The 14,017-nt window shown below is 73.3% G+C and carries 14 protein-coding genes; 10 read left to right on the top strand and 4 right to left on the bottom strand.

Annotated features, from left to right (window positions below; genetic code table 11):
- Positions 1-53 precede the first annotated feature (53 nt).
- On the top strand, positions 54-1,025 hold the full coding sequence (locus ACIBF7_RS13895) for a DUF5937 family protein (RefSeq protein WP_271278763.1): 972 nt from the start codon (positions 54-56) through the stop codon (positions 1,023-1,025).
- Here the strand turns inward: ACIBF7_RS13895 and ACIBF7_RS13890 are convergent.
- Together ACIBF7_RS13890 and ACIBF7_RS13885 are read right to left on the bottom strand one after the other, a co-directional pair.
- Positions 1,016-1,996, bottom strand: coding sequence for a terpene synthase family protein (locus ACIBF7_RS13890; protein ID WP_261808693.1), 981 nt, complete (start codon positions 1,994-1,996; stop codon positions 1,016-1,018). The two genes, ACIBF7_RS13895 and ACIBF7_RS13890, sit on opposite strands and share 10 nt — an antisense overlap.
- A gap of 8 nt (positions 1,997-2,004) precedes the next feature.
- Positions 2,005-2,550, bottom strand: a complete 546-nt coding sequence (locus tag ACIBF7_RS13885; protein WP_271278764.1) for an EF-hand domain-containing protein — start codon at positions 2,548-2,550, stop codon at positions 2,005-2,007.
- 151 nt (positions 2,551-2,701) lie between these two features.
- On the opposite strand from ACIBF7_RS13885, the gene glnA reads away from it, so the two are divergent.
- The 4 genes from glnA to ACIBF7_RS13865 all read left to right on the top strand — a co-directional run bounded on the left by glnA (position 2,702) and on the right by ACIBF7_RS13865 (position 6,256).
- The gene (gene glnA / locus ACIBF7_RS13880; RefSeq protein ID WP_271278765.1) at positions 2,702-4,063 is read left to right on the top strand and encodes a type I glutamate--ammonia ligase; all 1,362 of its coding nucleotides are present in this window, start codon (positions 2,702-2,704) and stop codon (positions 4,061-4,063) included.
- Between the two features lie 123 nt (positions 4,064-4,186).
- Positions 4,187-5,005, top strand: coding sequence for a hypothetical protein (locus ACIBF7_RS13875; protein ID WP_397197211.1), 819 nt, complete (start codon positions 4,187-4,189; stop codon positions 5,003-5,005).
- Between the two features lie 14 nt (positions 5,006-5,019).
- A complete protein-coding gene (locus tag ACIBF7_RS13870) occupies positions 5,020-5,307 on the top strand; it encodes a hypothetical protein (RefSeq protein ID WP_397197210.1) in 288 nt (95 codons plus the stop codon).
- 232 nt (positions 5,308-5,539) lie between these two features.
- Positions 5,540-6,256 (top strand): PaaI family thioesterase, encoded by a 717-nt coding sequence (locus tag ACIBF7_RS13865; protein WP_271278768.1) that lies wholly within the window; start codon positions 5,540-5,542, stop codon positions 6,254-6,256.
- A gap of 40 nt (positions 6,257-6,296) precedes the next feature.
- Here ACIBF7_RS13865 and ACIBF7_RS13860 read toward each other — a convergent pair whose 3' ends face one another.
- Positions 6,297-7,142, bottom strand: a complete 846-nt coding sequence (locus tag ACIBF7_RS13860) for an alpha/beta fold hydrolase (protein ID WP_148032859.1) — start codon at positions 7,140-7,142, stop codon at positions 6,297-6,299.
- 41 nt (positions 7,143-7,183) lie between these two features.
- On the opposite strand from ACIBF7_RS13860, the gene ACIBF7_RS13855 reads away from it, so the two are divergent.
- Positions 7,184-7,882 (top strand): type 1 glutamine amidotransferase, encoded by a 699-nt coding sequence (locus tag ACIBF7_RS13855; protein ID WP_397197209.1) that lies wholly within the window; start codon positions 7,184-7,186, stop codon positions 7,880-7,882.
- Here ACIBF7_RS13855 and ACIBF7_RS13850 read toward each other — a convergent pair.
- Complete coding sequence (locus tag ACIBF7_RS13850; protein ID WP_271278507.1) at positions 7,860-8,396, bottom strand: HXXEE domain-containing protein; 537 nt, start codon at positions 8,394-8,396, stop codon at positions 7,860-7,862. The genes ACIBF7_RS13855 and ACIBF7_RS13850 overlap by 23 nt on opposite strands.
- A gap of 75 nt (positions 8,397-8,471) precedes the next feature.
- Here ACIBF7_RS13850 and ACIBF7_RS13845 point away from each other — a divergent pair, with 75 nt between their 5' ends.
- The 4 genes from ACIBF7_RS13845 to ACIBF7_RS13830 all read left to right on the top strand — a co-directional run bounded on the left by ACIBF7_RS13845 (position 8,472) and on the right by ACIBF7_RS13830 (position 13,750).
- Complete coding sequence (locus ACIBF7_RS13845) at positions 8,472-11,411, top strand: bifunctional [glutamine synthetase] adenylyltransferase/[glutamine synthetase]-adenylyl-L-tyrosine phosphorylase (RefSeq protein WP_397197208.1); 2,940 nt, start codon at positions 8,472-8,474, stop codon at positions 11,409-11,411.
- Between the two features lie 46 nt (positions 11,412-11,457).
- Positions 11,458-12,501: a hypothetical protein gene (locus tag ACIBF7_RS13840; protein ID WP_397197207.1), complete on the top strand. Its 1,044-nt coding sequence runs from the start codon at positions 11,458-11,460 to the stop codon at positions 12,499-12,501.
- Between the two features lie 10 nt (positions 12,502-12,511).
- The gene (locus ACIBF7_RS13835; RefSeq protein WP_397197206.1) at positions 12,512-13,060 is read left to right on the top strand and encodes a GNAT family N-acetyltransferase; all 549 of its coding nucleotides are present in this window, start codon (positions 12,512-12,514) and stop codon (positions 13,058-13,060) included.
- 108 nt (positions 13,061-13,168) lie between these two features.
- Entirely contained in the window at positions 13,169-13,750 is a 582-nt protein-coding gene (locus tag ACIBF7_RS13830; protein ID WP_397197205.1) for an NUDIX hydrolase, read from the top strand.
- Positions 13,751-14,017 lie beyond the last annotated feature (267 nt).

Here is a 14,017-nt window from a genome sequence, read left to right as displayed (position 1 = left end):
CAGGTTCCGGCCCTCGGATCGCCGGGTCGAACGATTTAGGGCACACTAAAAGCATGCCGGTGACGTGGGAGCTGAAGCCTGAGGACGTGGCCCGGATCCGGTTCGCCTTCTCCCCGCTGTGGGAGCTGGTCGCGAGCCTGCGCACCCTCCAGGACCCGGCCAGGCAGGCCCTGCATCTGCCGTGGCTCACCTGCGTGCGGCCCCGCCTGGCCGGGCTCGACCTGGCCGAGCTGCTCGCGCTCGTGCCCCCGAGCGGCTATCTCGCCGACTTCCTCACGCCGCCGCCCGACACGCCCATGCCCGACTTCGCCGCCGAGCTGGAGCGCGTCCGGCGCACCTCGCCGGAGCGGGCGCTGCACGAGGCGCGGGAGGTGCGCTCCGCCGATCCGGCCGCGCTCGGCCGGTTCGTCGCCGACCCGGCGGGCGGGATCCAGCGGGTCGCCGACGCCCTTGAGGCGTACTGGCGGACGTGTCTCGCCGAGTTCTGGCCGCGCGTCCACGCGCTGCTCGAACGCGACGTGCTGCGCCGCTCGCGGCAGCTCGCCAGGGGCGGCGCCCGCGAGCTGTTCGACGGGCTCGACCCGGCCGTCACCTGGACCGGTGGCCGGCTCCTCGTCGACCGGCCCTGGTGCAACGACGACCCGGCGCTGCACGGCGACGGCCTGGTGCTGGTGCCGAGCGCGTTCTACTGGCCTTCGGTCGCCGTCATGTCCGCCCCGTACCAGTCGATGCTCGTCTATCCGGTGCTCGGCGTCGGCACGCTGTGGGAGCAGGGCCCGCCGCCCGCGCCCGGCGCGCTCGCCGCGCTCATCGGCCGCAGCCGCGCCCGCATCCTGCTCGCGCTGGCCGAGCCGGCCACCACCACGGCGCTGGCCGGCCGCATGGCGCTGACGCCCGGCGCGGTCAGCCAGCACCTGACCGTGCTCAGCGGCAGCGGCCTGACCGTCGGCATGCGGGTCGGCAAGCAGGTCGTCTACCGCCGCACCGCCACCGGCGACGCGCTCGCCGCCGCCCCTCACGCGTAGCGGGACGACTCCAGCAGCCAGTCGAGGTGGGCCCGCGGCGCCGCGAGGTAGGCGCACGCCACCTTGCTCACGTCCCTGGCGGTGCCCGGCGCGAGATCGTCCAGCGGCAGCCGACGCGCGGCCCCGCTCATGTCGCGGCACCGCTCGGCGATCCGGTCGAGCACCCAGCCGACCGCCTCCCGCTCGCCCAGGCCCAGCTCGCGCATCGCGATCACGACGAGGTTGTGGCCGTCGCCGCGCTCCTTGGGCCGCGAGGCCACGTCGTTGCACCAGGCGGTGATGTCGCTGCAGGAGTTCACCAGCTCCTGCCACGGCTCCGACCGGTGCACCCAGGCCGGCACCTCCACCCGCAGGCACGGCTCCACCAGGTCGTACAGGTAGGGGCCGACCGTGCCCCTGCGCAGCATCGGGTAGTCGGCCAGCGTCGGCGCCTGGCCCGCCGCCCTGTTGTCGGCCTCGGTGCGGCAGGCGTAGTGCTGGCGCTGCAGGTTGACCGCGAACCGGCGGCGCCACTGGTCGCTCATCCGCGCGCTCGTCACCCGCCACAGGTCGGCGAAGGCCGCCTCCAGCGGATGGCCGCCGGCGCCCTCCAGCATCCCCTGGAACACCTCCAGCGGGCACGGCCCCTCGTCCAGCTCGTCGTCCAGGTGGAACAGCCACGTCAGCCACTGCGCGAACAGCGCCGCCGCGGCCGCGTCGAACTCGGCGAACGCCCGCCCCGCCATCCGGTGGAAGCCGACCCCCGGGTCGGCGCGCAGGCCCGTACGGCGCGCCCAGTCGATGACGGCCGCCTCGATCGCGTACACGGCGGGATGCATCCGGCACGGCGCCGCCATCCCGGGCACCCGCTCGACCAGCGGCAGCAGCGCGGCCGCGGCCCTGCTGCCCCGGCGGGGCAGCGGCAGCAGGGGCTTCCAGTGCAGGACGGATCGGAGCGCGGACCGTACGGAAGCCATCACGGTCGTGCTCACCGCGGTGTTCACAGGGGCCCGAAGAGCCAGTTGCCGGGCGCCTCGGGGTCCTCGCCCGTGTAGAAGTCGCGGGCGGCGCGCACCAGCTCGTCCACCGTCAGCACGCCCCGGCCCGTGGTGTCGAGCCGGTCGAACGCCGCGTCGGCGTCGTCGTGGCCGGTGCCGAAGGCGGCCAGCAGCGTGCGGAACTCCTCCGGCCCCGCGTAGCCGTCGCCGCCGCGGTCGCACAGCCCGGCCACCGCCGCGGCCGCCGGGCCGAAGACCGGAGCGTACCTGTCGCCCTTGACGAACGCGGCGGTCATGGCGAGCGCGAAGTCCTCGCGGGACATGTCGACGTCCTCGTCGCGGCCGAGCGCGGCCGACAGCTCCGCCCAGACGCGGTCGAAGCCGTCGACGAGGGCGCTGCCGGTCACGGACGTGGGGGACTCCCCGAAACCGACCAGGATGCGGGCCCCCAGGCCCAGCAGGTCCTCGCGGTCCACGACGCCCCTGCCGGCCGCGTCGATGTGGTCGAAGGCCCGATCGAGCTTGTGATTGAGCAGGTCGATAGCCACCAATGCCTCCCCCGAGACTGACTGCGTGATCACATTAAGACCGGGCACGCCCTTTGTCAGTGAGGCTCGCACCGGCACCCCTCGTAACCTGTGCGAAACACGGACACGGCATGCTGATAAGTGACCTGTACCATCTGCACGAGGGGATGCCGTGGACCGCCAGCAGGAGTTCGTGCTCCGCACGCTCGAGGAACGCGACATCCGGTTCATCCGGCTCTGGTTCACCGACGTGCTGGGCTTCCTCAAGTCCGTCGCGATAGCGCCGGCCGAGCTGGAAGGCGCGTTCGCCGAAGGCATCGGCTTCGACGGCTCCGCCATCGAGGGGTTCGCCCGGGTCTACGAGTCCGACATGCTCGCCAAGCCCGACCCGTCGACGTTCCAGATCCTGCCGTGGCGCAGCGAGACGCCCGGTGCCGGGCGCATCTTCTGCGACATCCTCATGCCCGACGGCTCCCCGTCCCACGCCGACCCGCGCTGGGTGCTCAAGCGCACGCTCGCCAAGTGCGCCGACATGGGGTTCACCTTCTACACCCACCCGGAGATCGAGTTCTTCCTGCTGAAGAACCGGCCGGGCGACAGCCTGCGGCCCGAGCCGATCGACTCCGGCAGCTACTTCGACCACACCCCCCACAGCTCCGGCCATGACTTCCGCCGTCAGGCGATCATGATGCTGGAGTCGATGGGCATCTCGGTGGAATACAGCCACCACGAGGGCGCCCCCGGCCAGCAGGAGATCGACCTGCGCTACGCCGACGCGCTCACCACGGCCGACAACATCATGACCTTCCGCCTGGTCATGAAGGAGGTCGCGCTGGAGCAGGGCGTCTGGGCCTCGTTCATGCCCAAGCCGTTCACCGAGCACCCCGGGTCCGGCATGCACACCCACATGTCGCTGTTCGAGGGCGACCGCAACGCCTTCCACGAGCCCGGCGCCGACTACCAGCTGTCCAAGGTGGGCCGCTCGTTCATCGCCGGCCTGCTCAGGCACGCCGCCGAGATCACCGCCATCACCAACCAGTGGGTCAACTCCTACAAGCGGCTGTGGGGCGGCGCCGAGGCCATCGCCGGGCAGGGCGGCGAGGCCCCCTCCTACATCTGCTGGGGCCACAACAACCGCTCGGCCCTGGTGCGGGTGCCCATGTACAAGCCGCACAAGGGCGGCTCGACCCGCATCGAGTTCCGGTCGCTCGACTCGGCCTGCAACCCGTACCTCGCCTTCGCGCTCGTCCTGGCCGCGGGGCTCAAGGGCATCGAGGAGAGCTACGAGCTGCCGCCGGCGGCCGAGGACAACGTGTGGACCCTCACCAGCGCCGAACGGCGCGCCCTGGGCATCCAGCCGCTGCCGCAGTCGCTCGACGAGGCCATAAGCGTCATGGAGCGCAGCGAGCTGGTGGCCGAGACGCTCGGCGAGCACGTGTTCGACTTCTTCCTGCGCAACAAGCGGGCGGAGTGGCGCGACTACCGGCGCACGGTCACCGAGTTCGAGCTCGGCCGTTACCTGCCCGTCCTCTGACGCCTATACGCCCATTTGGGTCCTAGTTTGGGCGCTTTGTCGCGTTCTCGGGTAGGCCGTGCACTGGAAGGGTCACTTCCTCGGCGCATCAGCCGTTCCCGACGGGCGGGGAGGAGCGCGGACATGACCGATGACGTGCCGGAGGCCGCCGGCGAGCATCCGGACCTGCTCTACTCCGAACCGGAGCGGAGGCCGTCCGGCTCCGCCGACCCGGATGTCCTGCTGGACGTCCCGACGGTCAAGGTCGACAAGATCAGCCTCGATGTGGAGGACCTGCGGGCGCGGGTCTCCCTCCAGGCCGACGTGCTCGACCTGCTGAACCTGCACGTCGGTGTGGACGTCGTGCTCGGCAAGGTGAACCTGGAGATCGACGGCGTGGACGCGCAGGCGATGCTCAAGGTGCGGCTCGACAACGTCGCGTTGATCGTCGGTGACGTCCTGCGGACGATCGACCGCAACCCCGAGATCGTCACCGGCGCCGTCGACAGCGTGGCGACCGCCGTCCGGGACGTGGGCGACGCGCTGCCGGAGGTCGAGCGGCCGATCGCGGACCTGGGCCGCGACGCCGAACTCCTCGGCGAACACGAGGAGCCGTACGCACCCGGCGACGCGACACTCGAAGAGCCGGAGCCCGAACCCGAACCCGAACCCGAACCCGAACCTGAGCCCGAGCCCGAGCCCGAGCCCGAGCCCGAGCCCGAGCCCGAGCCCGAGCCCGAACCTGAGCCCCAGCCGGAGCCCGAACCCGAGGACGAGTCCGAACCCGAACCCGAGCCCGAACCTGAATCAAAACCGTCGCCCGAGTCCGCGTCCGCCCGGCCCGAGTCCGGGGCCGGGGAGGAAGGGCCGCATCTGGGGGACTCTCTGCGGGATCTCGGCAGGGCCGTGGGGCGGGTGGGCGCGCGCCAGCTTCTGGAACTGTCCAAACGGGTCCGCCGCTAGACCCTGGAGCCGTGATGAACGACGACCGTCCCAGCCGCCGGCTCATCGAGGACGCCGACATCATGTTCACCGCCACGGTGCGCGCGGACCGCATGCGGTTCGCGGAGGTGCCCGAGACGTCGGTGCGGTTCGCCGGCGAACCGGGGGAGGAGTCCGCCTCCGGCAGCCGCCGGGACCGGTTGCCCGACCGGGTCCGCGAGGGCGAGGAGTACCGGGACGTCCGGATCGAGTACGTGATCGCGTCCAGGATCGCCTTCCCCGGCGCCGAGGACGGCCAGGAGGAGCCGGACCGGCGAACGTGAGCAACATCACTTCCACCCGGAAGTCACCTGCTCGCAACGTCGGCACCGTATCTTTTACTGATTCCGGAGGTTCCCTCCTGGAGATCTCGGGCAGCGGCAGGGCTCCGCGATGCGCGGGACATCACCTGGTGTGGGCCCGAGTATGGGCTGATCAGCAGGTCCAGTAGTATCGGCCCATCTCAAACGACGTTTCAGGACTTCGCCGATTTATGGCGATATTGGAGGGTGTTGCATGACGACGGCTGCCCTGCAGACCGTACTGACCGTTCCCGACCGCTTCCGGGGGCCCGCGCGATCCGCCAACGGCGGCTGGCTGGCCGGCACCCTCGCGGGCGTGCTGAACGGCGGGCGATCGGCGGTCGAGGTCACGCTGCGCGCCCCGACACCGCTCGGCACCGAGTTGAAGCTGGAACATCTGGCCAACTCCGTCTCCCTCTACGACGGCGGGAAACCGCTGGTCGAGGCCATCCCGGTGGCCGAGGACGTGCAGGCGCCGCCGTTCGTGTCCTTCACCGAGGCCGCGCGGGCCGAGGCCGGGTTCGCCGGTCGCCGCGCGCACGCCTTCCCCGAGTGCTTCGCGTGCGGGTTCCGCGAGCCGGGTGACGGCCTGCGCATCTTCCCCGGCCCGGTCGAGGGCAGCGACGACCTGGTCGCGGCCGGGTGGCGGGTGCCGTTCACGGTGGCCGATGAGGACGGCGTGCCGCCCGCGGTCGTGGGCGCCGCGCTCGACTGCGTCACCGGCTGGGCCCACTTCAGGCCGGGCGAGTCGGCGCTGCTCGGACGGCTCGCGGTGCAGTTCCACCGCAAGGTGACCGCCGGCGGGGTCTACTCCGTGGTGGCCCGCGAGACCGGCCGCGAGGGCCGCAAGATGTTCGGCCAGAGCGCGATCTACGAGGTGGACGGCACGCTGGTGGCCGCCGCGAAGGCCACGTGGATCGCTCCTCGCTGACCCACGGCGCCGGACGGCCCCCTGTGCGGGGCCGTCCATGTCAGGAGGTGAGCCGCTCGACGATGGTCGCCACGCACCGCTCGTCGAACAAGATCGTGTAGTGGTTGCAGTCCGGCACCACCTCGTCCCTCAGCTCCGGCAGCCGGACCAGCCAGGGAGCGGTCAGGTCGTCCGGGAACATGCCGACGTCCTGGTTCAGCAGCCCGCGCGGAGCGCGCAGCAGGTGCAGCGGCGCCTCGATGTTCTGGAGCGCGTCGCCGATCCTCGCCCCTTCGCGCAGCAGCCAGTGCCCGTCCTCGGCCACGGCCTCCGGCACCGCCCGCGAGCGCAGCGCGCCCTCCGGCCCGGTCAGGTCGTAGCGCACGTACTCCTCCACCTCGGCGCTCCAGAACCCGTCGAAGGCGGGATGCGCCCGGAAGAACTCCAGGTACGCCTCCGCCGAGGGGAACGTCTGGCGCAGCCGGGCCAGCGCCGGGCCGAGCGTGGCGACCATGGCCTCGTCCGCGTCCATGCCCGGCGGCAGCGGCAGCGGCAGGCCGCCGTCGATCAGCACCACCCGCGCGAACTCCCGCCGCGCCGCCGCCAGCGCCGCCACGTACCCGCCCATCGAGTGGCCGGTCAGCACCGCGTCCGGCCCGGCGCCCACGTGGTCCGCCACCCGCAGCACGTCCTCGGCGTGCCGGTCCAGCCCGTACGGACCGGGCAGGCCGGCGCTGTGGCCGCGGCCGCGCAGGTCCATGGCGACCATCGACCATCCGTCCGGGAGCCGCCGCCCGACCGCCTCCCAGGCCTTCGACGAGGCGGTGATCCCGTGCACCGCCACGATCACCCGCGGCCCGGCGCCGTAGGTGGCGATCCGCAGGCCGTCGACATCCTCGATCCTCATGCTGGGAGTTTAGGGACAAAGCGGGCTTTACATTAGGTGCTATGCGCATCACGGTGATCGAGAACGAGGCCGACGCTCCGCTCGGCTACCTGGCCGGCTGGCTGGGGCTGCCCTGCGACGTCGTCAGGCCGTACCTGGGGGAGGAGATCCCCGAGCGGGCGGCGGACGGGCTGATCGTGCTCGGTGGCGAGGCCGCCGCGTGGGAGGACGAGCGCTGCCCCTGGCAGCCGGCCACCCGCGCGCTGCTGCGCCGGGCCGTCGAGGACGGCACGCCCACGCTGGCCGTCTGCCTCGGCGCCCAGCTGCTGACCATGGCCTGCGGCGGCACCGTGGAGCGGGGCGGCGACGGGCTGGAGGCCGGCGCGTGCGAGGTCGTCGCGCTGCCCGCCGCGGCCGCCGACCCGCTGCTGGCGGGCGTCGGGCGCGCGGTCGCCGTGCAGTATCACCGGGACGCCATGACGCGGCTGCCTGAGGGCGCGGTGCCGCTGATGACCGGCGACCGCTACCCGAACCAGGCCTACCGGCTGGGCGAGGCCTGGGCGGTCCAGTTCCACCCCGAGGCCACGCCGGACATCTTCGCCTCGTGGACCGCGGGAACCGGCCTGGAACACCTCGACGACCAGGTGCGGGCCGCGGCGCCCGCCCTGGAGTCCACCTGGCGCCCGATGGCGCGGGCCTTCGCGGCCCGCGTCCGCGCCCACGCGGACGCGGCCCCCCTCACGCCCGCCCAGGGCGCCTGATCCGGGTCCGCCCGCGGCCGGTGAGGGCGTGGGCGAGACCGTGGACGGCGGCGGCCAGCACAGGGAAGGCGGCGAGCGACGCCGGGGGTCCGGCGTCCACCGGCACGCCCGCGGCCTTGAGCCGCCGCCACGCCCACACCGAGAACGGGATCACCACCAGCGGCGAGGTCACCACCCCCGGCGTGTAACCGCGGGTGAGCGCCGCCTGCGCCAGGTGAACGACGCCGTGCGCGCCGAAACCCGCCAGCGCCGCCTGGAACAGCGGGCTGCGCCCGCCGGTGCGGGCGCCCTCGGCCGACGCCGCCGCCATCACCGCGCCCATCAGCCCGATCGCCACGGTGACGTGCGCCTGCGAGACCTCCAGCCGCTCCCACGGCACCGGCGGGAACAGCCGCTCCAGCCGCGGCCGGGCCGAGCGTGACCATCGGGCCATGGTCGCCAGCTCCTCCGCGTCGTGCACCACCCACGCCGCGAATAGCCCCCACGTCACCGTCGCCGGCACCCTCTCCACCACGAAACCTCCCCAAACGCAACGCACCGTTGCGTTTTATCCTAGGCCGCCGCCCGGCGGGCCTGTCAAACTGGAGGGGTGCCCAGGATCGAGTCCACCGCCGCCCGCCTCGCCAGACTCGGATTCGCCGACGCCGCCACCGCCGCCCGCCTGGTGGAGCAGGCAGGAGTGGAGCTGGGCGACCTGCTCGACGCCCTCGCCGGCGTCGCCGACCCCGACCTCGCGCTGGCCTCGCTGACCAGGCTCGCCGAGCGCGAGCCCGCCGTCCTCGACCGGCTGCGCGCCGACGGCGCGCTCAGGGAACGGGTGCTCGCCGTGCTCGGCGTCAGCGCCGCCCTGGGAGAGCACCTGGTACGCCACCCCGCCCAGCTCGACACGCTGGCCCTGCCCGGACTCGGAGAGGCGAGGGCGGAGCTGCTGCGCGCCGTCGGCGCCGACCCCGGCGACCCCGAGCCGCGCGCCACAAGCTCCGACGCGCTCGCCAGCCTCCGGATCACCTACCGCGGCAGGCTCGCCCACCTGGCCGCCCGCGACCTCACCGGCCAGGCCGGTTTCCAGGAGGTCACCGCCGAGCTCTCGGACCTCGCGGGCGCCGCCCTGGAAGCCGCGCTGGCGATCGCCCGTACCGAGGTCGACACCGACGACGCGCGGCTCGCCGTGATCGGCATGGGCAAGTGCGGCGCCAGAGAGCTCAACTACATCAGCGACGTGGACGTCGTCTTCGTCGCCGAGCCGCGCGAGGGCGCCGACGAGACCAAGGCGCTGCGCACCGCCACCCGGCTCGCCCAGGCCATGATGCGCGCCTGCTCGGCCGCCACCGCCGAGGGGTCGCTGTGGGAGGTGGACGCCGGGCTGCGCCCCGAGGGCCGGTCGGGCCCGCTGGTGCGCACCCTCGCCAGCCACCTCGCCTACTACCGGCGCTGGGCCAAGACGTGGGAGTTCCAGGCGCTGCTCAAGGCCCGGCCCGTGGCCGGCGACCTGGAGCTGGGGCAGGAGTACGTCGGCGCGGTCAACGAGCTCGTCTGGTCGGCCGCCACCCGCGACAACTTCGTCGAGGACGTCCAGGCCATGCGCCGCCGCGTGGAGGCGCACGTGCTGGCCGAGGGGGAGCGGCAGATCAAGCTGGGCCCCGGCGGGCTGCGCGACATCGAGTTCGCGGTGCAGCTGCTGCAGCTCGTGCACGGCCGGCTCGACCCGCTGCTGCGCCGCCGCGCCACGCTGCCCGCGCTGGCCGCCCTGTCGCGGGGCGGGTACGTCGGGCGCGACGACTCGCGCGGCCTGGCCGAGGCGTACACGTTCCTGCGCCAGGTGGAGCACCTGCTCCAGCTCCACCGGCTGCGCCGCACCCACGTGCTGCCCGAGGACCCCGCCGACCTGCGCAGGCTCGGCCGGGCGCTGGGCATGCAGGCCGACCCGGTCGGCGAGTTCACCACCCGGTGGAGGCGGCACGCCAGCCAGGCCCGCCGCCTGCACGAGAAGCTGTTCTACCGGCCGCTTTTGCAGGCCGTGGCCCGCCTGCCGGAGACCGAGGCGCGGCTGTCGACCTCCGCCGCCGAGGCCCGCCTCGGCGCGCTCGGCTACGTCGACCCGGAGGGCGCGCTGCGCCACATCGCCGCCCTGGCCGGCGGCGTGTCCCGGCGGGCGGCGATCCAGCGGACGCTGCTGCCGGTCATGCTCGGCTGGTTCGCCGACACGCCCGACCCCGACGCCGCGCTGCTCGGCTTCCGCCAGGTGAGCGACAAGCTCGGCGCCACGCCGTGGTACCTGCGGCTGCTGCGCGACGAGACCGCCGTCGCCCAGCGCCTGGCGCGGGTCCTCGGCACCAGCCGGTACGCCACCCAGCTGCTCACGCACGCCCCCGAGGCGGTCGCGCTGCTCGGCCGCGACGAGGACCTGGCCGTCCGCCCGCCCGAGGCGCTGCTCGGCGAGGCGTCCGCCGCCGTGTCCCGCTACACCGACGAGGCGGAGACCGCGGTGGCCGCCGTCCGGGCGCTGCGCCGCCGCGAGCTGTTCCGCACCGCCGTGGCCGACGTCGCCGGGCTGATCGACATCGAGCGGGTCGGCGTGGCGCTGTCCGCGCTGAACGACGTCACCCTCCAGTCCGCGCTCGACGCGGCCATCGGCAAGGTGTCGGCCGAGCGGCGCGGCGAGCTGCCCACCCGGTTCGCGATCATCGCCATGGGCCGGCTCGGCGGCATGGAGTCCTCCTACGCCAGCGACGCCGACGTGATGTTCGTCCACCGGCCGCTGGAGGGCGCCGCCGAGCGCGACGCCACCGACGCCGCCTTCGCCGTGGCCAACGAGGTGCGCCGGCTGCTCGCCCTGCCCGCGCCCGACCCGCCGCTGCTCATCGACCCCGACCTGCGCCCCGAGGGCAGGCAGGGGCCGCTGGTCCGCACCCTCGCCTCCTACCGCGCCTACTACGCCCGCTGGTCGTCGCCGTGGGAGTCGCAGGCGCTGCTGCGCGCCAGGTTCTCCGCCGGTGACGCCGGGCTCGGCGCCGCGTTCATCGCCATGGTCGACGAGCTGCGCTACCCGGCCGGCGGCATCACCGACGACGCCGTACGGCAGATCAGAAGGCTCAAGGCGCGGATGGAGGCGGAGCGGCTGCCGCGCGGCGCCGACCCCGCCCTGCACACCAAGCTGGGCCCCGGCGGCCTGTCCGACGTGGAGTGGGTGGCCCAGCTCCTGCAGCTCCGCCACGCCGGCGCGCTGCCCTCCCTGCGCACCACCCGCACGCTTGAGGCGCTGCGCGCCGCCGTGGCCGAAGGGCTGCTCGACGCGGCCGACGAGACGGTCCTGGCCGAGGCCTGGCGGTGCGCATCCGGCGTCAGGGACGCGATCATGCTGGTGAAGGGGCGGCCCGGCGACAGCGTCCCGGCGAGCGCGCGCGAGCGCCGCCACCTCGCCCGCGCCCTCGGCTACCCGGCCGACGGGTCGGAGGACTTCCTCGACGACTACCGCCGCGTCACCCGCCGCGCCCGCCAGGTCGTCGAGCGCGTCTTCTACGGAGACTGAGTCTTTCCGTTGCGGCCGCGCGGCGCAGGGTGTATCAAGGCGCGGGGTGATCGGCTTGTTATCCGCTTACATCGATCTGGCGCTCGGCCTCGTGCTGGCCTTCCTCCTGCTGTCGCTGCTCGTCAGCGGGCTGAACGAGGCCATCGTGCGGCTGCTGGCGATCCGCAGCAAGTTCCTCTGGGCCTACCTGCGCGACACGCTCGACGACGACGCGCCGAAGGGCCGCTCGTGGCTGCCGTCGGGCCTGCGCGAGGTGTTCGCGGCGCTGCCGTTCGCCCGCGACCCGCGGCCCGAGCACGAAAGCCGGCCCGCCCCGGCGGTGCCCGCCGCCGTGCCGGCCGGCGCGCCCGCCGGCGCGGACGGGTTCACTGGTCTGCTGTACGAGCGCGTACGGGAGATCGACCACCCCATCCGGGGCCGCACCAGCATCGCCGACCTGCCGCCGGGGCGCTTCTCGATGGCCATGATGGAGCTGGCCGCGAGCGAGCCGGGCGGCGTCGAAGGGCTCCTGGAGAAGCTCAGGGCCACGGGCAGCCCGCTCTACGGCCATCTCCAGGGTGTGTGGGAGTCCGCCCAGCGCGACCTCGACCGGTTCCGCCAAGGCGTCGAACGCTGGTTCGACAGCGAGATGCAGCGGCTGTCGATGCTCTACAAGCGGTACGTCAAGTGGGTGCTCGCCCTGCTCGCGCTGGTGGTGACGCTGCTGTTCACCGTGGACGGGCTGGAGTACGGCAAGACGCTGCTGCGTGACAACGCCTATCGCGCCACCGTCACGGCCGTCACCGAAGCGGGTCCTGACGCGTACAGCGAGTTGAAGGCGCAGTGCGAGCAGTCGGACCCGGTGCCGTGCGTCACCGAGACGCTCAGCCAGCCCGCGCTGGTCAAGGTGCTCGACAACGCGATCGTCAGCATGGCGGTCCCCGCCGAGGGCGAGCCGTCCTTCCACTGGAACGGCGGCGCCTGGTGGGACCGCCTCACCACGCCCAGCCACTGGCCAGGCTTCCTGCTGACGTACGTGGCGCTGCTGTTCGGCGCCCCCTTCTGGTGGGACGTCCTGCGCCGCATCACCGGCATCCGCTCCCGTCGCTAGGGTGTCGGGGATGGAGACCGAGCGGCTGATCATGCGCAGGTGGCGGGAGAGCGACCGGGAGCCGTTCGCGGCGCTCAACGCCGACCCGCGGGTGATGGAACACTTCCCCGCCCCGATGACCCGGGCCGAGAGCGACGCCCTCGTGGACCGGATCGAGCAGCGGTTCGACGAGCACGGGTACGGGTTGTGGGCGCTGGAGGTGCGGGAGACGGGGGAGTTCATCGGGTTCGCCGGGCTGGCCCTGCAGACGTTCGAGGCGCCGTTCACGCCCGCCGTCGAGGTGGGCTGGCGGCTGGCCCGCTCGGCGTGGGGACACGGCTACGCCACCGAGGCCGGCCGGCGGGCGCTCGCTCACGGGTTCGGCGAGGCCGGGCTGGAGGAGATCGTGTCGATCACGGCCGTCCTGAACGTGCGCTCCCAGGCGGTGATGCGGCGGCTCGGCATGACCCGCGACCCGGCCGACGACTTCGACCACAGCATGATCCCGGAAGGCCACCCGCTCCGCCCGCACGTCCTCTACCGGATCAGCGCTGCTGGGGTCGTTCGTCCCACCCCTTGACCATAAGCAAGATTCCGTGTCAGAAGTGGCACGACGGGCATGTGGGAGCTTTCCGCCACTGTCCGGCAGTCGATTGCGGGCACCCGGCCGACCCACTTCCATAGGGCCATGACCGTGACCCGCAGGGAGATCGTCGCCGTGCTGACGCGCTATCTCGGCGCTCACCCCGGCCGCGCCGCCGACGCCGTCATGCTGGCGCAGGCGCTCGACCGCGAGCAGGACCTCGCCTCGCGCGAGACCCTGCCCCTGCACGTCACCACCAGCGCCATCGCGATCGACGGCTCCGGCCGGGTGCTGATGATCCGCCACAGCGCGCAGGACCGCTGGCTCCTGCCCGGCGGCCACGTGGAGCCCTCGGACGACAGCCTGTGCGACGCCGCCCTGCGCGAGCTGGAAGCGGGGACGGGTGTTCCCCGGGCGGAGGTCGTCGTCCCGGCCGAGGCCGTCCCTGTGGACATCGAGGTCCACGAGATCCCCGCCGACCCCGCCAGGGGTGTGCCCTCGCACCAGCACGCCGACTTCCGCTTCGCCTTCCGGACGCTGCATGCCCGGGTCACGCCGCAGGCCGGGTCCCTCGCCTGGCGCGATCCCGCCGGACTGCTCACCGACCGCCTCGTACGCGGCATCGCGGCGATCCTGTCTTCGACACCACCGCGAGTCGCACAGGGCGAAAGCACGAATGAGCCCTGAGCCGAGACGCGACAAGGCGGGCATCCCCCACGGGCGGCCGGCGGCTACGACGTGCCGGATCGGCACCCGCGCGCCCATCGGGCAACGCGCCGACCACCCACCGCGTCGGCCTCGCGCCGCAGGCGGCAGCGGCCGGCGCGGCGCCCCAGATCGGCCAGGAGCACTCCGGCACCCAGGCACCCCATTCGGCGAAGGCGAACCGGCCTGCGATCGTCCACCGGATGTCACCCTCGCCTCGCCGCTGGAAGGGCTGGCCGCGTGCGTGTT

Origin of the sequence: Nonomuraea sp. NPDC050478 (assembly GCF_044458265.1) — a bacterium.
GTDB classification, from domain to species: Bacteria; Actinomycetota; Actinomycetes; order Streptosporangiales; family Streptosporangiaceae; genus Nonomuraea; species Nonomuraea ferruginea.
Note: the sequence above shows the minus strand (reverse complement) of the source record. Positions and strands in the feature narration are given on the sequence as shown.

Bases quoted from the DNA above. Each gene is read 5' to 3' on its own strand.
- ACIBF7_RS13895 (WP_271278763.1), top strand. From the start codon at position 54: ATGCCGGTGACGTGGGAGCTGAAGCCTGAGGACGTGGCCCGGATCCGG.
- ACIBF7_RS13875 (WP_397197211.1), top strand. From the start codon at position 4,187: ATGACCGATGACGTGCCGGAGGCCGCCGGCGAGCATCCGGACCTGCTC.
- ACIBF7_RS13870 (WP_397197210.1), top strand. From the start codon at position 5,020: ATGAACGACGACCGTCCCAGCCGCCGGCTCATCGAGGACGCCGACATC.
- ACIBF7_RS13865 (WP_271278768.1), top strand. From the start codon at position 5,540: ATGACGACGGCTGCCCTGCAGACCGTACTGACCGTTCCCGACCGCTTC.
- ACIBF7_RS13860 (WP_148032859.1), bottom strand. From the start codon at position 7,142: ATGAGGATCGAGGATGTCGACGGCCTGCGGATCGCCACCTACGGCGCC.
- ACIBF7_RS13855 (WP_397197209.1), top strand. From the start codon at position 7,184: ATGCGCATCACGGTGATCGAGAACGAGGCCGACGCTCCGCTCGGCTAC.
- ACIBF7_RS13835 (WP_397197206.1), top strand. From the start codon at position 12,512: ATGGAGACCGAGCGGCTGATCATGCGCAGGTGGCGGGAGAGCGACCGG.
- ACIBF7_RS13830 (WP_397197205.1), top strand. From the start codon at position 13,169: ATGACCGTGACCCGCAGGGAGATCGTCGCCGTGCTGACGCGCTATCTC.